Here is a 19,256-nt window from a genome sequence, read left to right as displayed (position 1 = left end):
CTTTTTTGGCAATTTTCAGCTTGTCCTTTTTATGGCGTCGAATCACGAAGAAAGAAGTGATTCGATGTCTTCTCGCATAAATGCTTGGTACAGTTTAGAGCTTACAAGCGGTGAGCATCCCTGTTCTTAGTTCTCGGAGCTAAGTGCTTTTGTCATAACTTTTGTACGAAACAAGAAAACATACTGGATTGAGCGCGGGTAGGGCATCGAGCCTTGTTTGTCATTCATTTCAGTGTGTTTTTTTAATCCCGTTAATTCGAATGATTGAAGAGATGATATAATGAAGGGAAGACATGACAAAGTTATGGAATAAAAATCAGGAGAATGGATTGGTTATTCATTCGAAAGCGTGAGGTGATTATATGGAAACAAGTGGTGAAAATGATTATTTAATTGTTGGAAAACAGCAGCCGTTTGAATCAATAAAGCAAGAGAATATGAATGCTTTGACATCAGTGAAAAGTTCAAGTGTACTGCCATCAGAGCTTGTCTCACGTTTCGATCTTTATCCAGAGAATAAACGACGTCCTGTTAATAAGACGCTTTTTAAAAATGACTATTTTCAATTGACCTACAATGTAAGAGAGGATTCCATGGCGCTGTCTTCCAGAGGCGATCTTGTATATTCGGCGATTCCTTATGATACTGCCAGAAACTATATTCAGCGCGCAGCAATCCAGTATTTGCTTCATCCGGAAGAAGTACAGCGATATATTGAATCACATAAAACCAATCTGGAGAAATATTTAATGCTGAGTATTTTTCAGGTGATGAATAAGCGAGTAGACAAGGACTCTGCTGAAGTTGTTCAGGCCTATAACGCAATTTTTGAACAGCCTTTATTTATGATCCAAATTCTGGGGCGGTTGCTGCAGCATGATGAAACAGGTCCTCTTTCCGCAAATCTTCCCGGGAAATTTTTATTTACTGAAAATGTGAAAACGGGAATCTCCGGCTATATTTCAGAATTCCTAAATTTTGTTGTACAGCTGACGCACGCTTTGCCGATTACAACAGACGGGAAAAATATCCAGTTGCTGGAAACCGCTGTGCAGACACATCTTTTTGATGAGCACACGATGTATAAACGACTGACGTTTGATTCCGATATACAACCGGCGCTGGCGCTGCTGCCTCAGGAAGTGAAACAGACGATAGAAGAATCGATGCTTGTTACGAAAGAATCTGTGCCGGCAAATAATAAACCGCTGTTACGTTCAGAATATGGAAAAGAGCTGTCTGAGATACGAAAAAATTATGTTGCACATAGTACTGATCCAAATGAGCTGATGAAATATTTTGAAAATGTGCATTCAACGGAAAATACAAATCTTGTCAATGTGGTTTCTGACATGCATACAATTGACGGCAAGTTTCCATTTACGAACAATCACTTCAATATTCTGGTCGGAGATATTTCGGATTCTCATGTAGAAAATGAAGACATTCGGGGAATTTATGTTCTGGGAAATCATGAACTGGTGGATGTCTTGCCGGACAGTCGATACAAAAAAGGTGAACAGTGGGATAAATGGCGGCCGTTTTTCGAAGAGCACTGGTTCAAAGTACTTTTGGTCAATCCGGATGAGTCCTGGTATTTGCTGCCGCCAGGTGATCATGTTTATTATGAGGTGGTAAAAGGGGAAGTGGAGAAACGTTTTCCTCGAGTTAATCTGCTGAATAACAGCAGTCTTGTTCATAATGGCATTCGCTATATAGGGCTTACTATTCCTGTTGCACAGGTCAGACGAAAAAAACAGCAGCAACGCTTTATTCTCAAAGCCTTAAAAGAATTGCTTGCTGAAGATTATGAGATACCCACTGTTATTGTTTCGCATGCGCCTCTGTTTAATGAGCTCAGTATGCTTTCGCCGAAAAGCAATGCATACAACAAGGAATATGTTTGTACAGAGCCGGAAATTGAGACCCTGTTTGAACAATACAATATCCTCGGGGCTGTCCATGGGCATCACCATATTCCGCCATCTTCGGGCAGGTTCAAGAAGGTGATATTTGCCGGAAAGGAATTATTTGTGGTGTGTTCCATCTACTCAAGTATGAATACAGGGTTTGATTTGATGAGCTTGATTGATTTAAGCAGGGGATACAATGGAAATTAGAAGATAAGATTAATAAAGGTTTTATGAGTGCTGCTCATAAATAACAGCTGCTGAATTTAGAACCGCAATTTTTCCGGAGAGTATTGTTTTGTGTGAGTTAGGGCTGCACTAAACTGGAGAGGAGATAGGCACTTAATCTGAAATTGTGCGTTTCAAGTGTTTATTATTTAGTTATAGAAACAGCAGAGCTTGGGAGGGGCAGGAAAGGTGTTCCAAGCTCTGCTGTTTAATTAGTATTACTGGTTTTTAAGTAAGATTAATACCTAGATTTTTCTAGTATCAACTCTTTAATAGGACACTCTCAATGATTCTTATTTAGCTAAATGATTCAGTTCAGTGACCATTTTTTTATTCTGATAATTTCTATAAAAATAGAATGCAATGATATGAAGGAGCAAATTCAGCAGTAATATTGCCCACCAGTAAGGTGTGATCAGTTCAAACATATCTTTTGAAAAAAGAAAAACAGCAGCAAATCCGCTCAAAAAATTGACCAGTGTTGTTATTGTAATATTCACTGGTGCTGTCCAAGTACCATAGTTCCAAATATAAGGATAAATGATACCGAAAATTGCAGCTATAATAATTGAAATTCCTATGATAGACCAAAAACTGCTCAACTTAACGGTGGAGTTCCCGTATACGAGTGTTGTAATTCCAAGTACCCAAATAGTTGTTAGAAAACTGGTTTGCATAAATTGATTTTTTAATTCTTTAAACATTGAAATTCCTCCTTGATTTGTTTTGCATAGTGACGGCTGACAATGTGTGTTTGTCCATTTTTTGTGTGAACTTCAAGTCGGGCATACTGCCCGTTGTTAAAGGCTACAACTTCTGTTAAATTCAACATAACAGAGTTGTTGATTCGGATGATCCCATTGATAGATAGTGCCTCGAATTCCTTGAGACGTCCTTTTGCATAGAATATTTTCTCATCAATTGTATAAATTTTTGAAAGATGATCCATTGCCTCGATCAGGTAAATTTCAGAATAGTTGATTGTTGACTTTCGTTCATTCATAGGATTAATGACTTCAAGTTTAGGATATCCATTTAAATTTAAATCCAGTTTTGTGGTTAAGTGTTGATTTTGAGGATTTAATTGTATGCCAATTTCATTTAATGAATAATCTTTATCCCAAAAATAATTAATTTTCATTGTTTGCCTCCTTTCATAATCAATATACCCTCTGAGCGCATTTATTACTTCTTATTTGTGTTTAGTTGCAAAATTTAGATGTTTGTTGCAAAAAATCTTATATAAAAAAGCTGAGAGAATAGTAGATTTTAGGCAGTAGTAAAAGTATCATCTGTGCTCATTTCTGAAATAAAGTTGCAGATTCATTTTTTTCTGCCCATGATTAGCTCAGTGGAAAAATGGGAGCTTTTTCATATTTGGCGCGACAATTGGCTTATTAAGTGAGTGTACTTTTTGCTGCAGCGGCTATTGTAACAATTATTTTTTATTATTCTGAAACAGCAAGCAGAAGAAAACTAGATAGACCAAATAGAGCTGCAGGACTGTTCAACAAGTGAACCTTCCTGCAGCTTTCTAATAAAGTATGGAATAGGAGCTGCCACTCAATCCTGGAGAAAACTTAATTATTCAAGTTTAAGCGCTTTCCAAACATCAAAACTTTGTTTCATTCCTTTGACGTTGTGAACACGCACAATTTCCACTCCCTGATTGGCTGCGAATAGAGAGGCGGCAACAGAACCGAAATCCCGATCAGCCGGATTTTTTTCACCGGTTAATGCACCGATTGTTCTTTTTCGGGAGATGCCGTACAGTAAAGGGAAATTCTGAAAGCGGAAAGCAGCGGGATTTCTCAGAATTTGCTGATTTTCTTCTGGTGTTTTATCAAAACCAAGTCCCGGATCAAAACAGATACGATTCTCTACAATTCCATGTTTTTGACACAATTCAAATTTTTCCTGATAGAAATCCTGAATATCCTCTTGAAGTGATACAGGTCTGCGTGGACGTGAATGCATGATTATCAGCCCGATTTCTGAAAAAGCCGCTGCAACTTCGACCATTCCCGGAGTATCCAGACCACGTACGTCATTAATGATTGTTGCACCGGCAATGACCGCTGCTTTAGCCACTTCGGGAAAATACGTATCGATTGAAATGGGAAGCTCTGTTTCTTTGCGGATTGCTTCAACTAGGGGAATGACTCGTTCAAGCTCAATCTCGGCTGGAACTTCCTGATAGTTCGGGCGGGTAGACTGACCGCCGATATCGATAATATCCACACCAGTTGCGATCATCTCCTGTGCGTGCTCCAAGGCGGTTTCTTTTTTATGGTAAAGCCCGCCATCTGAAAAAGAATCCGGTGTGGTGTTCAGAATACCCATGATTTGAAAAGGACGTGAAAAATCAGTCATTTAAAAACCTCCATTTCCAGTAATTTTTGAAATGCCTGTACCCGGGGACTCATCAAGAGACGTTCTTCCTGTGGAAGTTGGGCAAAGGTTTTCTGTTTTTTTGGTAAAAAAATGATGGAATCAAAGCCGTAACCGTCATCTCCGCGCGGTGTTGTGATTTCTCCTGATATTTCTGCCTCGGAAAAAACTTCTTCTGCCTCATCGTGATAGACTAAGCAAGCGTGCAGCGTACATTTTCTGGAAATATCAGGCTTGTCGGTAAATAAATTCAAGAGCTCAATATTTTGTTGAGCGGGATCATTACTGGTAAAAAAGCGCTGCGTTTTAACGCCTAAAATATCCGGAAAAGCAGATAGTTCAAGACCGCCGTCGTCTGCCAGGACAGGCAGATCAAGGTACTGAGCATAGCTGCGGGCCTTCAAACGGGCATTTTCAAGGTAGGTTGCTCCTGTTTCTTCCAGAGGAACATGCGTATCCCCAATATCTTCTAAAGAGAATAAATGTATTTTTTCTTCCAGCTGAAAAAGCCGTAAAGCCTGTCTCAATTCGGAAGCTTTTCCCTGATTATGTGTTGCATAAATGATGTTCATTTTTCGATTGCCCGCAGGAAATCATGCTTAGCTTCCAGTTCTTCTTTGAAAATGCCACGATAATGAAATGTTTTCGTCAAACTGTTGGGAGACTTAACGCCACGCATTGCCATACACATATGCTCCGCTTCAATTGCAACTGCGATTCCTTTTACCGGGATATGTTTCTCCAAATTTTCAGCAATCATCACGGTTAAATCTTCTTGAACACTTGGACGTTTGGCGCAATAATCTACCAGTCGGGGCAGTTTGCTCAGTCCAAGTACTTTTTGTCCATCGGGAATATAGGCAATATGAACCTTTCCAAAAAACGGCAGCAGATGATGCTCGCACATGGAGTAAAAATGAATGTCTTTGACCAGAACCATGTCCTCCTGATTGCGGCTGTCAAACAGCTTGTAGTCGGAAAATTCCGGTTCAGTTAATCCGCTGAAAATTTCCTGATACATCCGGGCTACACGAGCAGGTGTTTCTTTTAAACCTGGACGATCCGGATCTTCGCCTACCGCTCCCAAGATGTCGCGGACAGCTTTTTCGATGATTGCCTGCTGCTTATCATTTACCATTCCAAGTCACTTCCTCTCACTTCCTCTGCATTCCCGCTGATATTTATCCACTCGACCAAATCTTTTCCAAAAATTTTTTGATTATAAATATCTTTGAGCGGAACCAATACAAAAGAACGCTTTATCAGTTCAGCATGAGGAATGGTTAAATTCTCTGCCTGAATCTGCAAATTATCAAATAATAAAATATCCAGATCAATGGTACGCGGTCCCCAGTGAATCAGCCGTTTACGCCCTAAATCTGCTTCGATCTGCTGGATACAAGCCAACAATTCCTGCGGTGATAAATCTGTTTCAATCTTAACTGCTGCATTCAAAAAATCATCCTGATCTACATTGCCGTAAGGCTCTGTTTCATAAATCTGAGAAGAATCCATGACGGTAATGCGGGGATGTTCTGCCAGTGCCTGACGGGCATTTTTTAGATTCGCCAATCTATCTCCAAGATTGCTGCCTAAAGCTATAAAAACGATACTCAAACGCTAAACCTTCTTTCCATTTCAATCTCGATATTATCAAAAACACCGGGCATTGGGACACTGTATTTACGGACACGAACCATAGCACTATCTAATTGTGTTCCATAACCTGCTTCAATATCATCTAAAATTGCTGAAACTAGGGCTTCCATTAAATCGTAAGAAGAATTATTTACCCGAGAGGCAATCTTCTCATTTACTTCAGCGTAATTGACTGTATCAGCCACATCATCACTGTGTCCGGCTTTACTCAAAGAAAGTCTCAGCTCAACATCGAATTCCAGTTGCTGGCCTAACACCCGTTCTTCAGGCAGTACCCCATTTTTGGCATAAAATTTTAAGTTATTGATTCGAATCTTATCCATTTCCTGTCCCTCCTTTTTGCTCGATTATATCATATGAGAAGGAATGAAGGTGAAATGAGAGCCAAGGTTTTTTTGATAAAAAGTAAGGAGGGTGTTTGCCTGGCTTTTATGTATTGTTAAAGAATTTCAAAATTTACTTTGCGAACTTTCCATTTTTATGTCATAATCAACTGATGTTTTCTTACTCGATAGAGAGTGAAGTTTGATTGACAAAGGTGGTGCAGAAAATGAATACAAAAGAGAAAATGCTGGAAATTATAAAGAAGAAGCAGGGCGGCGGCAGAGCAAAACAGATGGAGACGCCAAAGAATGACCGCAAGAATATGCGAAAAGGTCCGAAAATTTTTAATAAGTAAGCTGGATATTTGTTTAAGTTATAAGGTGAAGCAGCGAACCTATTCTTAATAATTTGCTTCGCAATTGAAAAAAAAGAAAATTTTTGATATGGAACTGATAGGTTGATTATAGCCGCTTTTAACAGCATACAAGTAACAAGCAGCACTTTCCAAACGATGGAAGGTGTTTTTTTACAGTGATTGCTTTCCTAGATGAGCATGGTCTGCTGTTAAATTCAAAACGTTTTCTTGTGTATTCGGTAAAAATCTAAGCAAAAATATTTTCTAAATATATACTTGCTGATAAGCTGTGGGTAAGTTGTTAATAGGGCATAAAAAACGGGTTGTTGTGTACGTTTCTAGTGAGTGGACTATTTATTTACATTCGCCGGGTGGAAAGCTTCATTTTAAAAACAGATTTTATTATGCAGTAAATGAAGCTGTATTGTTGAATGAAATTACTTTTGATACAGTGTTTTTTGGAGCTGCGGGACTGGAAAACAGTATTATCAGTTCTGATGATCTGGGAGGTGTATACTTAAAAAAACGGTGTTAAAGAAAGCCCAAGATAAAATCCTTCTTGCAGAAAATAGCAAGCTTGAAAAGACAACGGCATATTCCTTTGGAAAGCTGAGTGATTTTGATTATTTTATAACAGATAGAAACTGGAAGGATCAACGCTGTCTCTCATTACTTCCGGGTTAGAAATTATTTATTAGAGGGTGACGATAATGGGAACAGGCGGTAGCAATATAAAGCTGGTTATGAGTGATATTGATGGTACAATTTTGGACTCTGCACATAGAGTGGATGATGGATTAAAGGAAACGCTGGAACATTTAAAAGAGCAGAAGGTTCCTTTTATTCTGGCTTCTGCACGTTCACCCAAAGGAATGTATTCATTGGCAGAAGAGTTGGGTATCAGGACAAGTCCGCTTGCCTGCTATAATGGCGCATTGGTTTTGAAAGAAGCGGATAGCGAATCCCATCAGCCTATTCTCAGTCATGAGATGAATAAGACAGAGGTGGGTGTGATTGTTGATATCATTAAAGATAGGTTTCCGGAGATTACGATTAACTTGTATTCCGGAGAGGACTGGTATGTCGATAAATATACAAGATGGGCTGAGATTGAAGCAGGTATAACAAAGGAAACACCAATTGAAAAAAATGTGCAGCTGCTGATGTTGAGTGCAGAGATGCCTGTTCATAAACTTTTGTTGATTGGAACACCGCAGGAAATTGAGCGTCTGCAAGCGTATTGTCAGGCATTGAAATTGGAAAGCAGTTCCTTCTACCTTTCAAAGGAAAATTATTTAGAGGTGACACATTGCGATGTCTCAAAAGAGAGAGCTTTACTGGAGTTGGCGTCGTATTATCAGGTTGATTTGGAGGAAACAATGGCGATTGGCGATAACTTTAATGATATCCCAATGCTAAAGCTCGCAGGACTGGGGGTTTCAATGGCAAATGCTCCTATTGAAGTTCAGGAGGCTGCGGATATTAAAACCTTCAGCAATAATGAAAATGGCGTATCAAAGGCTTTGCAAAAGTATGTTCTGGGAACAAAATGAGTTGTACAGAAATTCGTTCCAAGTAACCCTCCAAGTACTTTGTACCCAATGTGCTCATAAAAAGTTTCTGTAAAAACTGGTTCAGTAGTGCTGTTCGAACTGGATTTTTTTCAGCTGGATTTTTTGATGTAGGAATGAATTCAACAGTTGAAAAAATCAGTGATGATTTGTACGTTATTTCCCCTGCACCGATAGAGGAAGAAACCTTATCAGAGCTGAAAACATACCGGGTAAAAAGATAGGGTGTCTTGTATTTTGCAGAATATAATGGGGAAGTTTAATAAGAATTAGAGGGTGTGGATTGAATAATGATAGCTCGAAACTATGTTATAATAATGCGGTAGGAAAGTTTGTGACGGTGGCTACTTCTTGAGGAGGTGGTGCTTATGAAAGTAAGTGCTAATTCTAGGAAAGGAGAACGCCTTTTGTCAGCATTAGAGACAATCCAGTTACTATTCAGCTTTAGCATGCTTGTTATTGCTTTAGTCAATCTGCTTAAAAATGACAAAAAAATAACCGTCGTTAAACTTTAGTGAGTTTACGGTTATCTTTTTAACAAAAACTATGCTGCCGTCTTAAGCGGTTCTACGTTAAAGGGGATATGTTAGAGCATATCTCCTTTTTCATTGATATTATAGCACAATTTCGTATCTGAAACTACTTTTTTATATCATCGAAAGAAAGTAGTGAAAGAATTGATAGCGACAGATCTGTTAACAATATTGCAAGTAGACTTCAGTTATTTAGATAGCTCCGAAGTACTCCTGGAGGTTGATAATCAATTTTATCAGATAGCAGCTATTGAAGACAGCAAAGAGTCAATAGTTCTAATTCCGGATACGAACAAATTCGGAACAGAAATAAAGTTGGAAAATTTTATAACTAAATTGATGTTAAACAAAGCTGGTGTTCTTTATAAAAAATATAAGTAATTGGAAAAAATTTACGGATATCGTGTACGCTGTAGAATACAGAACAGTAACAGAACAGAAATCGGCTTTTTTACTTTAGAAGGAATCCCCGATGTTTCTTACAGGTTTGAGTATGATGAACAGGGCACAGCTATACTTAAAGAAGAGTTTTTTGCAAATGCTCAACCTGAATTTGCAAAAATTAAGATACTACAAAAAAATAGTAGCAGGTATAAAGACATTCAAAAGTTACTTAGTGATTATCTTAAAAATAGTCAGTAACTGGAGCTGATAGTTGAATCAGATTCAAAAAGGATAGTTCGAATTCCTAGCAAAAATTCTCCTGCAATAGCTGAGAATTTACCAGGATATTTTTTCTATAGATGAACGGTAAAAATTCCTGAGGCTGAAAATAGTTCGGTTTCTAAAAAAAGATCAATTATGTAGTATTAGGAGATATATTTTTTATTTGCATTTTTTTAGCTATGTAAATTAGAAAAGATATTTTTATTTAAAATTATCCATACTTATTGACACGTTTTTATGATATAATCAAAATGTAAAAAAATGAAGGGAAATTATATCATGAAAAAGAGAATTATTGGACTATTAATGTTTGGTTTCAGCTTAATCGTTAGTGTTTCATTTGTAGAAAGTGTGGAAGCAGCAAACTATAAAGAACCAGCTCCCACCGAAATACCTACGAATGATGTTGAAATCGTTACTTATGGACTGGAAGATTCAGATTCTATTGTTATGCTGTCCGATGGAGCGGTTATTCATGGTGAGGTAGAGATGCGTCCTAGTATTGATTCTAACATTGTAACAGTAGTTAATAGTGATACTGATCCACAGGCAATAACAGTTGAAGAATTCAAAGATGATCCTTCAAAATTAGTACCAAAATAAAAAAATAGTTTGCTGAGAGGACCGGATACCCCTAACTATGTTTATGAATTAAAAGCTAATGCTTCTTACAGATCAAATAGTTTTAGTGGTAGTGGATGGGTTTTTTCAGGATATTATTTTTATGCTGCTTCTGGTACCGGAGAATACTTATTATGGCAAACTTTTCGTGATTCTGCTCTAATTGGAGATCAGGATCAAGCAAAAATGACCTATCTTTATGGGGAAATGGTATGGGGGAGTATGCTATTTACCCAGGGTATCAATACTATTTCAAAACTAGATCAGGTTTGATGGCTTATTACTCAAAAAATCCAGTTAGTGGATCCTACTATTTAGTTTGTAATTGGTAAAAAATATATTGGTTTCAAAAAATAAAGATGGAGGGACTAGCATGAAAGGAAAACTCATTAAAAGAATACTTTTTTTAGCAGGTCTAATTGCTTCAATTAGTTTGACGTTTTTTTTAAGTAGATATGCGTTCTTTGCTGATGAGATATCAACAAATTCAGGAATTGTTGAAGTAGAGGAAGTGCAGGAAATACAAGAAGTCAAAGTAGAATCTGAAACAAATGCAACCATTTTAGCTGCTGTTGAAGAGGCTAAAATATATGGTAAAGATGTTTGGTACACAGATTACTACAACCAGTTGGGAGAACAAGCTACCTTTCTTGTTATGCCGAATGGTGGTTTCTTAAATGGGGAAGGATCAGTCCGGGAAACTGGTGAAAGCTGGAATACTGATGTTGATCCTGATGCCGCAACACTTAAAGAAATTAGGGAAGCAATTGAGAATATTGATTATTAAATGACTATGAAAAACACGCTCTATGATAATTTAGGGCGTTTTTTTTATTTAGGATATAGATAGTCTGAAGTAAAAGATATTACAATAGGTTTGGTACTTAATAAATCTTTTCCATTTTATTCTGAGATGCAGGAGTTGACAGCCTATTGCTCAAAAATTTAGTTTATATAATCAGTAACTGAAGATGATCAATGGGACAGTAGCGTGATCTGGAATAATAATAGAATGAGTTCAAATGAAACAAGCTATGTGGACTGAAATTCTAGAAGAAAAAAGGAAAGCGTGATTTCTGATGGAAATATACAGCAGCTTATGGCCGTTTATACACGAGAAGATTTTAAAAGGTTCTACAGAAAAAGCATAACTCAAAATGTACTTGGGAAAGATTATCAGCTGTTAATTGAAGAGTATCTCAAAAAGAATGAAATTGAAAGGAGCAAGAAATGAATTTATTTGATTTAGCTCTAAGAATACTATTTATAGCAGTTGTGTTTACAGTTATTTTCACTATAAAAAACATTCAAGAGAATAAGGAAAAAATGATACTTCTTCAAAAGGATCAATAGTTGATAGTATAATTTGATTGGCTAGTGGATATCAACTAAAAACAAAGACTTTGCTAAGAAGGGGAGAAAGAAAAATAATGCGGAGAGAAACTCAACTAGAAAAGTTAGAAAATAGTATTAAATACCCATAGTGCTAGTTAATTAAGTACTTAATTTCTCAATTCCAATTGAAAATTTTAATGTTTCACTATCTTCTTCATGTGCTTCAACCAACAAAAGATTATAAAAATGTGTCTTCTCAAAAAGGATCAGTAAGAGAAAAGGCAAATGACTTTAAGGAGGGGTATACTTGGTTATTCTGACAGAAAGAGAACGAAGCGTGGTTTTAAGCACGATGATTGTCGAACAAAAGGAAATATTTTTTTACTATAAAAAGAAGGACATTCAGTCAATGTTTCTAAATGAAATTTTTACAAAAGATGATTGTTGGGAGTTTTACGATTATAAAGAAAGCGACTGTTATCAAGCTGAAAAAGTTCCTGTGGAAAATCATTTGTTTTGTGCTTGTGGACGAGAGGTGAAATATCAGTATCTTTTAAGAGCAAAAACAAAGAATGAGATTATTGGTCTTAGTTTGAAGCATTTCTCTGATCATACGAATATCCCAGAGAAAATAGCCAGAAATGTGCGCGAGGGTATTCAGAAAATCAATAGGCATTTGGATGATATTTTGATAAGAGTAAGTCGTGGCGAAGGCTTCCAATCTTTCATAGCTAATGCTGTTGGTTTCTACAATGGGCAGGTAGCTTTTCCTGATATGCTAAAAGAAAGAATGAATGCGTTTTACAAAGTTGATTTGCCTATGAGTACGAAGGATACTAATAAAGTGAATCAGATTATTGCTGATTTTAAACATATTCAAAGGGAAAAAGAATGTGAAGAAGAACGACAGCGTCACGAGGAATGGTTGAAGTCAAGGAAAAGACCAAAAAGTATTGGTGATGATGAATTTTTAGGAGATATTATAAAGTTAATTGATCAGTATTACGTAGAAAAAGATGTAATAATTGATATTAATCAAATAACGATTTTATTGAAAAAAAAATCTGGCTATGTACATGAACGTTTAATCGGCTATGTTGGACCAGCGATGAAATTAATCTCGAACGAGGTTTGTCCTGGTCACTTGATTCAAGAATCTCATTTCACATATAGGAAATTGAAATCAGAACCAATGGCATAATTTTAGAAAAGACCAAAAAAATTAGGAGTTAAGACGATGAGTAAGCAAACTACGGAAAAGTTATTAGTTCTCAAAAAGGATCAGAAAGGAATGTAAGTATATACTCAAATATACATATAGAGCTTTCCCAGCAGATCAAATTAATTCAGCAAAATACGCTGAATTAGAAAAAACTGGATGTACTGATAAGTATTCGGACTTATTGAAAGAAAATTCAATAACAAAAAAGTATCTTGCTGGGACTAAAGAGCCTTCTTTAGAAGGACTTTATCAATTTATCAAAAAGGATCAGAAAGAGGATCAGTAATGATTATTCGATTGCTATATGGTGTTTTTTTCTTGTACATAGTGGTTCGTTGTATTCTGGCAAAAAAATACTCAGGGATTAAAAAAAGCTGTAATCATTTGGAAATAGAAATAGAAAAATATTGGGAACCGCCAGAATTTATCAATAATCAGCTAGTTAGACCTGAATTATCAGATAACTACGATAAACTTTGTAACAATAGATTTAGTTATACGCCACGATGGAGAAGATTGTATTTTATGGACAGTAGAGTCAAAAGATATGGAGGTATCTCAATTGGAATCCTATCTCTAATGCTGGTGTGGTTCAATTATCAAAACAACAGGGTACGAACAAATATGCTGATAGTTATCTTACCTCCAATCGTTAATCTGTTTAACACTCTTTTTGAGCCCTATGAAGTTAAACTTCCTTGGAAAATGCAGAGTCCAAGAGATTAAGCAGCGTAGTCTTGAAATAGTGTGATCTTCATTGTGATGGTTTGTAACTTTAGGAAATGCTACAAATTTAAACTTTATATTTATCAGCAACTGGTAGAAAATAATAAATATAGAAGGAGCTGGATAATAATGAACGTAGGAGAAGTTATACGACAGAAAAGGAAAGTATATAACTATACTCAGCAAAACTTAGCGGATCAATTAAGGGTATCTAGAACAACTATATCGAGTTGGGAGACTGGCCGAACGTACCCAGATTTATCTATGCTGATTGCGTTGAGTGGCGTATTTGAAACTTCTGTTGATTATCTTCTGAAAGGGGATGTTGAAATGGTGAGTGAGTTAGACAAAAGTGTGAGAAGAGGAAGAAAGTCAAAATACTATTTAGGAGTGTTGCTTGCTATATTAGTGCTATTAGTAGTATATTTTTCAGCAGTGTATATCAAGAAAAATAATCTCTACAAAAATGTAAATGAATGGCAGAGGATTGGAGGGGCGTATTCTCTTACTGAAGAAGACATGACTTATATGGTCGGTTATTCTGATTCACTAGATATTAGAAACATATCAAATGAATTGGGACTATTAGCAGATAGATCTAATGATGACAATAGTCAAATAACAATGATTTATAATGGAAATGATGACGACATTCAAGTTTCTTTTAGGAGCGGACCAATTGAGGGTATGTCATTTATTTTTGATAAAAATTTTATTTTAAATGATGAAGCTGAGAATAGTAACAGGGTTAGATATTCCTACGAAATTAGAAAAAATGTGAATGATATCCTTAAAAAGGAGAGTTCATATTTCCAAGATACTTTTGAAAAAGTCAAGAATAAATGGGGAGAAATAAATGAGGTGGGATATTAAGGCGCCACCTCATTTATTTCTATGATCTAGTAAGTTTTGTATTGTAGTATAACTTTTAATTTGTCAGTTCTATAATTTTTAGTTTTTGCTTTTGTTGATACATAGTAGTAAACAGAAGTAAAAGTGTAACCTTTTCGGACATTTATCGTCTTATATGTGTGTCCATATGGCGCTCCTTTTGAAATTTTGTTAGTTTTAAATGTAGTAGTTTGATCAACAAAATAATAATTTACAACTGTTCCTATATATCCCAAGGTTCTAATAGTAGGTAATTCATAAGTTTCAAATATACTTTTGTAGAATGTTGTATTTTCTATGTCAATTTTCTCTGCAAGGATTGTAACTTTTGTCTCTTCAGATAATTCTTCAAAGGGAATAGGAATTACAGGTTCATTAGCTGCCTGTTCAATTTTTTCTTGTTCGTTAGAATATGTGTTATCTGCTTGGGCGCTAACAGCTCCTAATGGACAGAATAGAAACCCTATCAATAAACTAGTGAAAATATATTTTTTCATAAATATTCCTCCTTCTTAATATGTATTTAGAATAACAATTGCTTTGATTAAAGGTAAAGTGCTATTTTGTAGCGAAGCCAATTTTTTTTAGGACACACAATGTAGCAATGTTGAATTGAAGGTGTTTTTGTTATTTCTTTATTAATTGATTTTTTTGGATTAAATAGAGAATTTCAAGTGAAGAAAACATTTGAATAGGGTCACTGAAGGAAGGCGAAAAGCCTTCTTTGTATGCACTCTTTTTTATCTAAAATAATCAAAAACGATGTATTTTATCGGACATTAAAAATGTTTTCTCTGATCCACAAAAATAGTCATGTAAAATGGATGGATGTATTCCAGGTTATTTCTGAAGGTGCAGCTATCCATTTTGCTTATATTCATAAAAGATGAAACCGCCTACTTAAGTTAGAATAGATGGTTCTATGATGAGTAGAAAAATGAGTGTTGAAACTCTAATATCTTCAGCGAAACATGTCTTGCTTAAGTACTAATTGGAAACCTTTCCATTTTAATAAATGTTTGTGTGTCACTCTATACCGCAAAAATTCATTCCGTTAATACTGGAATCCCTCAAATTAAATTTTGCAAAAAAAGTATTTATAATGAAACCTTTACAAGGTTTTTGAAGTCTAATAGGCGTGGGAGGGGGAAAATGACTATAATGAAAAATGACTTACAAGTAGCATTAGTCAAAAAAGCGAAAAAGGGAGATATTAGAGCGTTTTTTCAACTTTGTGAAGCGTATCAAGTGGTGCTGTACAATTCCGCCTATAAACTACTTCAAAATAATGAAGATGTTGCAGATTGTCTACAAGAAACAGAAATTCGTGCTTGGGAGAAAATTAAAAAGCTTAAGAATGACGCAGCTTTTAACACATGGATTTTTAAAATCATGATCAATGTTGCGAAGACTATCCTAAAAAAAAGGGTGGATATGATCCAGTATGATGATAATGATTGGTCTGTGGTAGATAAGCGTTATGTGGGTTCAGATTTAGAGACGGTATTTATGTATTTACCGGAAAAATATAAAATCCCTATCGTATTACATTATTATGCAGGATTTGATGTTAAGGAGATTGCTAATCAGTTAGACATGCCAAAAAATACGGTGAAAACGAGATTAGCACGTGGAAGAGAAAAATTAAAAATCTTATTGGAGGGAGAATGGGATGGAGAAAAAAAATATTGATTTGATAAAAAGAGAAAAAGAAATTCCAGAAGATGTTATGCAAAAACTAAATCAAAATCGTAAGAAGATGGTAGAGTATGAGGATAATAAAAAAATAAAAGTAGTTGGATACAAGAAACCGATTGTTTTACTTGTTGCATTAGCAGCAATAGCAGTACTTTTAATAGCTAGTCCTCAGATCAATTTAGCAATAAGAAGTGTATTAGGGATTAGTGAAGATCCAGGTATTAGTTCAGCAGAGAAGAATGGGATAGAAAGTAATTTAAACTTAGTGAGTGAATCTAACGGAATGCAGATAGCGTTAACGAAATTTATTGCAACAAAACGCAAAATGGCGTTTGATTACCAATTTAAAATCGAAGATGAAAAATTGAAGACATTATTGGAGCGGAATAGTCAATCAAGTGAGTCTACAACAAAAAACTTTGATTTTATAGATATTGAACTTTATGCAGAAGGAAGCAATGAAAATTTATATAGGGGTGTTGCGGGGGGCTCAACCAGCCGAATTGAAGGAGACATGTTCTATGGTTCCGTGATGGCTGTTTTTGCTAGTGATACTATCCCAGATAATACTAAGCTGACGTTGCATATTACCCAATTAGCTTGGCAAGATAATGAAGAAGTTGCAAGAGCAAAGGCGGAAGCTACTGCTATTGATCCAATGGCCCCTTTTTCAGTAGATTATGCAGCGGCATATGAAGGGGATTGGGTATTCGATATTGATTCTAGACCCTTACCACAAACAGTAACACCAGAAGTTATGAACATACACAATATTGAGAATATTAACGTGGTTAGTGATGCTTTGCAGACAGAGGCTAAATTTACTGTTTTGCTAAAAAAAGAGGATAGCAGACCTATGGTTATTATTTATAAAGACGGTGTTAAAGTGGATAATTTTATTTCTACAGAGATACATGATCCTACAACTGGAGATTTTGAATTGACTTTTAGTTTAAGTGCATTGGATAAATCAAACGCAGTTTACAGAATAGAGCTGAATGAAATAGATAATAATACACAATTAATTGAAGAAATAGGGAGTTTTGAAATTAAAAATGAATAAGTTCATTTTATTCAATGGTAAAATTTAGTGAGATAAATTTTTATAAACATACTTAAGCGAAAAAGCACCCTAAAAATTTATTTAGAGTGCTTTTTTATTAGGGAAGGGGTCCATTTTTCTATATATTGATATTTGATACTCTATACCAGGAACCTGGAATAGGATTATATGTTAAATAGGTCGTTAACTTACCAGGACCGATGTTATATTTTTATCCAGAATATAAAGCGAATCTAACAAAAAGAAAGCGTGGGAGTGAGAGGATGAAACGAACACTAGAAGAGATTCAATTAGATTTTGAAGAGATAAAAGCTGCTGAAGGATAGCTTTTGATAGACTTCAACTAAGAGGACAGACAATCTCTGAAGAGAAAGATAAAACATTCGACTTTATACCGTAAAATTTCGTTCTATTGATATGTGGACCCCAAAATCAAATGAGAGAGATCAGATTTAAAGCGAAAAGTATTGAAACTGGTGAATGGCTACTATGTTGATGAAGGTATGGGGAACCATTTAATTATGTACTATAGTGAGAAAGAGAATAAGGTCATTGCTGTTCCAATTGAGCGTAGGAATTTATGTCAATACTCCGGTCGTAATGATCGTGCAGGAGTTGAGATTTATGAACGTGATCGCTGGGAAACATATGGAGTAGTATCTTTTGAAGATGGAAAATTCATGTTCAATTGGGAGAATATAACTGAAGACTTGTTTGAGATTGAAGATGATTCTGAAGTAAAAGAAAATACTTTTGACTGAGCGCCAAAAATAGCAAGCAGCTATTTTTTTCTAGAGGTGATCCATGAGTCAATTTTAGAGTAAAATAATGCTTCTCAAAAATTGGTGTTTATGAAATTAAAAAAGAGCGAAGAAATCCGCTATCGGAGGGATTTTTTCGTTCCTTAAAACTAAGGCTACACTCAGTGCGGTGTTTATTAAGCAGCTTAGAATGAATACTACAAACTAATTTGTTTTGGAATAAAGAGTTCCTGAGTATTTGGCTTGATAAATAGTTCCAGCGAATGTTGATATTTTGTAGTACGTTTGATAATAAACGTATCCAGACCAAGGGGTTAAGTAACCGCTTTCAAAACTAACGTGGTAGTATCTAGGAAAAATTGCAATACTAAAGTTTCTATACATTGTGTACGATCGCTCAATAATTAAAGCTCGAGAGAGTGAGACTTCTTCGTAAATAGTATATTCAGAACTGTCAACTATATTTCCAGCTTCATCAGTAACGGTGACAGAATCACTAGAAACAGGAATTGAAACTGTAGAGAAATTGGCTGCCGGAGTAACTGTTTCTGAAGCAGAAGTACTAACTGGAGAAGTGATTAATAATAAAGCTAAAAATGAAGATGCAAACAAATAAGTAAAAAAATTTATCTTAAACATGATAAAACGCTCCTTCTATGGTATTATTAATGCAACCTAGTCATAATTTAATTATATATTGTTTATTTTTTTTGTCAATGGACTTTTAAGAATATGAGGTGAACTATATGAAAAAACGAATAACTTTGGTTTCATTTGTCTTTTTAATGCTTTTGGTCGGATGTGGTAATAAGGGTTCCTCTGATTCAGCAACTTCTAGCAGTACGGTCTATTTGGATGAAAATAATGGATTTTATGTCTATGCTGAAGATTTATTAAAAGTAACACAGAAAAAGACAGAAGAAAAAGCTATGAACCTGGAAAGAGACGGAATCGATTACCAGCTGATATTTTCTAAGGAGAACGAGGACGCAACAAAGATAGATTTATATTATGAACCAATCGAGAAGTAGGAAAAAGTCAAGTTCTAAGACTAGGTATAGAACATAAAATAGTTTGAACACCAAGATTAATCTTGTTTCAAAGAAAGAAGTAATTTTACCTATCTTCATAAAAAAGCTTTCTTTAATGAGTGTGGGACAATAGTCAGAAAAAAATCTAATTATTGTCCCACTTTTTTTGATTTTAAGGTATACAAAAAGCACACGACCTTATAAGATTAAAGTGACTAAACTCAACCAAAAAGGAGTGTGCCTTATGTTTAAAAATTATACCATTAATCAA

General features: G+C 35.5%; 25 protein-coding genes. 16 read left to right on the top strand and 9 right to left on the bottom strand.

Features of this window, described 5'->3' with window-relative positions; all coding sequences use genetic code 11:
* Positions 1-437 precede the first annotated feature (437 nt).
* Positions 438-2,120 (top strand): metallophosphoesterase family protein, encoded by a 1,683-nt coding sequence (locus tag IW492_RS03180; protein WP_202065607.1) that lies wholly within the window; start codon positions 438-440, stop codon positions 2,118-2,120.
* 311 nt (positions 2,121-2,431) lie between these two features.
* Here IW492_RS03180 and IW492_RS03175 read toward each other — a convergent pair whose 3' ends face one another.
* The 7 genes from IW492_RS03175 to folB form a co-directional block, all read right to left on the bottom strand.
* The gene (locus tag IW492_RS03175) at positions 2,432-2,842 is read right to left on the bottom strand and encodes a hypothetical protein (protein WP_202065112.1); all 411 of its coding nucleotides are present in this window, start codon (positions 2,840-2,842) and stop codon (positions 2,432-2,434) included.
* Positions 2,827-3,279: a LytTR family DNA-binding domain-containing protein gene (locus IW492_RS03170; protein WP_202065104.1), complete on the bottom strand. Its 453-nt coding sequence runs from the start codon at positions 3,277-3,279 to the stop codon at positions 2,827-2,829. The genes IW492_RS03175 and IW492_RS03170 overlap by 16 nt, the downstream gene beginning before the upstream one ends.
* Positions 3,280-3,722: 443 nt before the next feature.
* A complete protein-coding gene (folP, locus tag IW492_RS03165) occupies positions 3,723-4,511 on the bottom strand; it encodes a dihydropteroate synthase (protein WP_202065102.1) in 789 nt (262 codons plus the stop codon).
* On the bottom strand, positions 4,508-5,101 hold the full coding sequence (locus IW492_RS03160) for a non-canonical purine NTP pyrophosphatase (protein WP_202065100.1): 594 nt from the start codon (positions 5,099-5,101) through the stop codon (positions 4,508-4,510). Before IW492_RS03160 ends, folP begins: the two co-directional genes overlap by 4 nt.
* Positions 5,098-5,667 carry a GTP cyclohydrolase I FolE gene (gene folE, locus IW492_RS03155; protein WP_202065099.1) on the bottom strand — a complete coding sequence of 190 codons (570 nt, stop codon included), beginning with the start codon at positions 5,665-5,667 and terminating at the stop codon, positions 5,098-5,100. The genes IW492_RS03160 and folE overlap by 4 nt, the downstream gene beginning before the upstream one ends.
* The gene (gene folK, locus IW492_RS03150; protein ID WP_202065098.1) at positions 5,661-6,146 is read right to left on the bottom strand and encodes a 2-amino-4-hydroxy-6-hydroxymethyldihydropteridine diphosphokinase; all 486 of its coding nucleotides are present in this window, start codon (positions 6,144-6,146) and stop codon (positions 5,661-5,663) included. The genes folE and folK overlap by 7 nt, the downstream gene beginning before the upstream one ends.
* Entirely contained in the window at positions 6,143-6,511 is a 369-nt protein-coding gene (folB, locus tag IW492_RS03145; RefSeq protein ID WP_202065097.1) for a dihydroneopterin aldolase, read from the bottom strand. The genes folK and folB overlap by 4 nt, the downstream gene beginning before the upstream one ends.
* 227 nt (positions 6,512-6,738) lie before the next feature.
* Here folB and IW492_RS18285 point away from each other — a divergent pair, with 227 nt between their 5' ends.
* The 11 genes from IW492_RS18285 to IW492_RS03095 all read left to right on the top strand — a co-directional run bounded on the left by IW492_RS18285 (position 6,739) and on the right by IW492_RS03095 (position 14,414).
* Positions 6,739-6,867, top strand: a complete 129-nt coding sequence (locus IW492_RS18285) for a hypothetical protein (protein WP_267491458.1) — start codon at positions 6,739-6,741, stop codon at positions 6,865-6,867.
* Between the two features lie 289 nt (positions 6,868-7,156).
* The gene (locus IW492_RS03140) at positions 7,157-7,402 is read left to right on the top strand and encodes a hypothetical protein (RefSeq protein ID WP_202065094.1); all 246 of its coding nucleotides are present in this window, start codon (positions 7,157-7,159) and stop codon (positions 7,400-7,402) included.
* The gene (locus IW492_RS18585; RefSeq protein ID WP_202065092.1) at positions 7,396-7,551 is read left to right on the top strand and encodes a hypothetical protein; all 156 of its coding nucleotides are present in this window, start codon (positions 7,396-7,398) and stop codon (positions 7,549-7,551) included. The genes IW492_RS03140 and IW492_RS18585 overlap by 7 nt, the downstream gene beginning before the upstream one ends.
* Positions 7,552-7,577: 26 nt before the next feature.
* Positions 7,578-8,420, top strand: a complete 843-nt coding sequence (locus IW492_RS03130) for a Cof-type HAD-IIB family hydrolase (RefSeq protein WP_202065090.1) — start codon at positions 7,578-7,580, stop codon at positions 8,418-8,420.
* Between the two features lie 386 nt (positions 8,421-8,806).
* Positions 8,807-8,953 (top strand): putative holin-like toxin, encoded by a 147-nt coding sequence (locus IW492_RS03125; protein WP_202065088.1) that lies wholly within the window; start codon positions 8,807-8,809, stop codon positions 8,951-8,953.
* A gap of 153 nt (positions 8,954-9,106) precedes the next feature.
* The gene (locus IW492_RS03120; RefSeq protein WP_202065086.1) at positions 9,107-9,352 is read left to right on the top strand and encodes a hypothetical protein; all 246 of its coding nucleotides are present in this window, start codon (positions 9,107-9,109) and stop codon (positions 9,350-9,352) included.
* 564 nt (positions 9,353-9,916) lie between these two features.
* Positions 9,917-10,240, top strand: a complete 324-nt coding sequence (locus IW492_RS03115; protein WP_202065084.1) for a hypothetical protein — start codon at positions 9,917-9,919, stop codon at positions 10,238-10,240.
* A 391-nt stretch (positions 10,241-10,631) separates the two neighbouring features.
* Positions 10,632-11,045: a hypothetical protein gene (locus tag IW492_RS03110; protein ID WP_202065082.1), complete on the top strand. Its 414-nt coding sequence runs from the start codon at positions 10,632-10,634 to the stop codon at positions 11,043-11,045.
* Between the two features lie 957 nt (positions 11,046-12,002).
* The gene (locus tag IW492_RS03105) at positions 12,003-12,794 is read left to right on the top strand and encodes a hypothetical protein (RefSeq protein ID WP_202065080.1); all 792 of its coding nucleotides are present in this window, start codon (positions 12,003-12,005) and stop codon (positions 12,792-12,794) included.
* Between the two features lie 306 nt (positions 12,795-13,100).
* Positions 13,101-13,541: a hypothetical protein gene (locus IW492_RS03100; protein ID WP_202065079.1), complete on the top strand. Its 441-nt coding sequence runs from the start codon at positions 13,101-13,103 to the stop codon at positions 13,539-13,541.
* A 129-nt stretch (positions 13,542-13,670) separates the two neighbouring features.
* Positions 13,671-14,414, top strand: a complete 744-nt coding sequence (locus IW492_RS03095) for a helix-turn-helix domain-containing protein (protein ID WP_202065077.1) — start codon at positions 13,671-13,673, stop codon at positions 14,412-14,414.
* 26 nt (positions 14,415-14,440) lie between these two features.
* On the opposite strand, the gene IW492_RS03090 is transcribed toward IW492_RS03095, so the two are convergent.
* Positions 14,441-14,929 (bottom strand): hypothetical protein, encoded by a 489-nt coding sequence (locus IW492_RS03090; RefSeq protein ID WP_202065076.1) that lies wholly within the window; start codon positions 14,927-14,929, stop codon positions 14,441-14,443.
* A gap of 664 nt (positions 14,930-15,593) precedes the next feature.
* Between IW492_RS03090 and IW492_RS03085 the strand changes: the two genes are divergently transcribed.
* The 3 genes from IW492_RS03085 to IW492_RS03075 all read left to right on the top strand — a co-directional run bounded on the left by IW492_RS03085 (position 15,594) and on the right by IW492_RS03075 (position 17,954).
* Complete coding sequence (locus IW492_RS03085; protein ID WP_202065605.1) at positions 15,594-16,124, top strand: sigma-70 family RNA polymerase sigma factor; 531 nt, start codon at positions 15,594-15,596, stop codon at positions 16,122-16,124.
* Positions 16,105-17,193: a hypothetical protein gene (locus tag IW492_RS03080; protein ID WP_236671762.1), complete on the top strand. Its 1,089-nt coding sequence runs from the start codon at positions 16,105-16,107 to the stop codon at positions 17,191-17,193. The genes IW492_RS03085 and IW492_RS03080 overlap by 20 nt, the downstream gene beginning before the upstream one ends.
* A gap of 476 nt (positions 17,194-17,669) precedes the next feature.
* Positions 17,670-17,954, top strand: a complete 285-nt coding sequence (locus IW492_RS03075; protein WP_330927518.1) for a YopX family protein — start codon at positions 17,670-17,672, stop codon at positions 17,952-17,954.
* A 204-nt stretch (positions 17,955-18,158) separates the two neighbouring features.
* On the opposite strand, the gene IW492_RS03070 is transcribed toward IW492_RS03075, so the two are convergent.
* Positions 18,159-18,593 carry a hypothetical protein gene (locus tag IW492_RS03070; protein WP_202065071.1) on the bottom strand — a complete coding sequence of 145 codons (435 nt, stop codon included), beginning with the start codon at positions 18,591-18,593 and terminating at the stop codon, positions 18,159-18,161.
* A gap of 107 nt (positions 18,594-18,700) precedes the next feature.
* Here IW492_RS03070 and IW492_RS03065 point away from each other — a divergent pair, with 107 nt between their 5' ends.
* The gene (locus IW492_RS03065; RefSeq protein WP_202065069.1) at positions 18,701-18,985 is read left to right on the top strand and encodes a hypothetical protein; all 285 of its coding nucleotides are present in this window, start codon (positions 18,701-18,703) and stop codon (positions 18,983-18,985) included.
* Positions 18,986-19,256 lie beyond the last annotated feature (271 nt).

It is taken from the genome of Enterococcus sp. BWB1-3 (genome assembly GCF_016745275.1).
Taxonomy (GTDB): domain Bacteria; phylum Bacillota; class Bacilli; order Lactobacillales; family Enterococcaceae; genus Enterococcus_L.
This window is presented reverse-complemented; position numbering and strand designations above follow the sequence as displayed.

Excerpts from the sequence above, each read along its gene's own strand:
- IW492_RS03180 (WP_202065607.1), top strand. The coding sequence starts at position 438 with ATGAATGCTTTGACATCAGTGAAAAGTTCAAGTGTACTGCCATCAGAG.
- IW492_RS03175 (WP_202065112.1), bottom strand. The coding sequence starts at position 2,842 with ATGTTTAAAGAATTAAAAAATCAATTTATGCAAACCAGTTTTCTAACA.
- IW492_RS03170 (WP_202065104.1), bottom strand. The coding sequence starts at position 3,279 with ATGAAAATTAATTATTTTTGGGATAAAGATTATTCATTAAATGAAATT.
- folP (WP_202065102.1), bottom strand. The coding sequence starts at position 4,511 with ATGACTGATTTTTCACGTCCTTTTCAAATCATGGGTATTCTGAACACC.
- IW492_RS03160 (WP_202065100.1), bottom strand. The coding sequence starts at position 5,101 with ATGAACATCATTTATGCAACACATAATCAGGGAAAAGCTTCCGAATTG.
- folE (WP_202065099.1), bottom strand. The coding sequence starts at position 5,667 with ATGGTAAATGATAAGCAGCAGGCAATCATCGAAAAAGCTGTCCGCGAC.
- folB (WP_202065097.1), bottom strand. The coding sequence starts at position 6,511 with ATGGATAAGATTCGAATCAATAACTTAAAATTTTATGCCAAAAATGGG.
- IW492_RS18285 (WP_267491458.1), top strand. The coding sequence starts at position 6,739 with ATGAATACAAAAGAGAAAATGCTGGAAATTATAAAGAAGAAGCAGGGC.
- IW492_RS03130 (WP_202065090.1), top strand. The coding sequence starts at position 7,578 with ATGGGAACAGGCGGTAGCAATATAAAGCTGGTTATGAGTGATATTGAT.
- IW492_RS03125 (WP_202065088.1), top strand. The coding sequence starts at position 8,807 with ATGAAAGTAAGTGCTAATTCTAGGAAAGGAGAACGCCTTTTGTCAGCA.
- IW492_RS03115 (WP_202065084.1), top strand. The coding sequence starts at position 9,917 with ATGAAAAAGAGAATTATTGGACTATTAATGTTTGGTTTCAGCTTAATC.
- IW492_RS03110 (WP_202065082.1), top strand. The coding sequence starts at position 10,632 with ATGAAAGGAAAACTCATTAAAAGAATACTTTTTTTAGCAGGTCTAATT.
- IW492_RS03105 (WP_202065080.1), top strand. The coding sequence starts at position 12,003 with ATGTTTCTAAATGAAATTTTTACAAAAGATGATTGTTGGGAGTTTTAC.
- IW492_RS03100 (WP_202065079.1), top strand. The coding sequence starts at position 13,101 with ATGATTATTCGATTGCTATATGGTGTTTTTTTCTTGTACATAGTGGTT.
- IW492_RS03095 (WP_202065077.1), top strand. The coding sequence starts at position 13,671 with ATGAACGTAGGAGAAGTTATACGACAGAAAAGGAAAGTATATAACTAT.
- IW492_RS03090 (WP_202065076.1), bottom strand. The coding sequence starts at position 14,929 with ATGAAAAAATATATTTTCACTAGTTTATTGATAGGGTTTCTATTCTGT.
- IW492_RS03085 (WP_202065605.1), top strand. The coding sequence starts at position 15,594 with ATGAAAAATGACTTACAAGTAGCATTAGTCAAAAAAGCGAAAAAGGGA.
- IW492_RS03080 (WP_236671762.1), top strand. The coding sequence starts at position 16,105 with ATGGAGAAAAAAAATATTGATTTGATAAAAAGAGAAAAAGAAATTCCA.
- IW492_RS03070 (WP_202065071.1), bottom strand. The coding sequence starts at position 18,593 with ATGTTTAAGATAAATTTTTTTACTTATTTGTTTGCATCTTCATTTTTA.
- IW492_RS03065 (WP_202065069.1), top strand. The coding sequence starts at position 18,701 with ATGAAAAAACGAATAACTTTGGTTTCATTTGTCTTTTTAATGCTTTTG.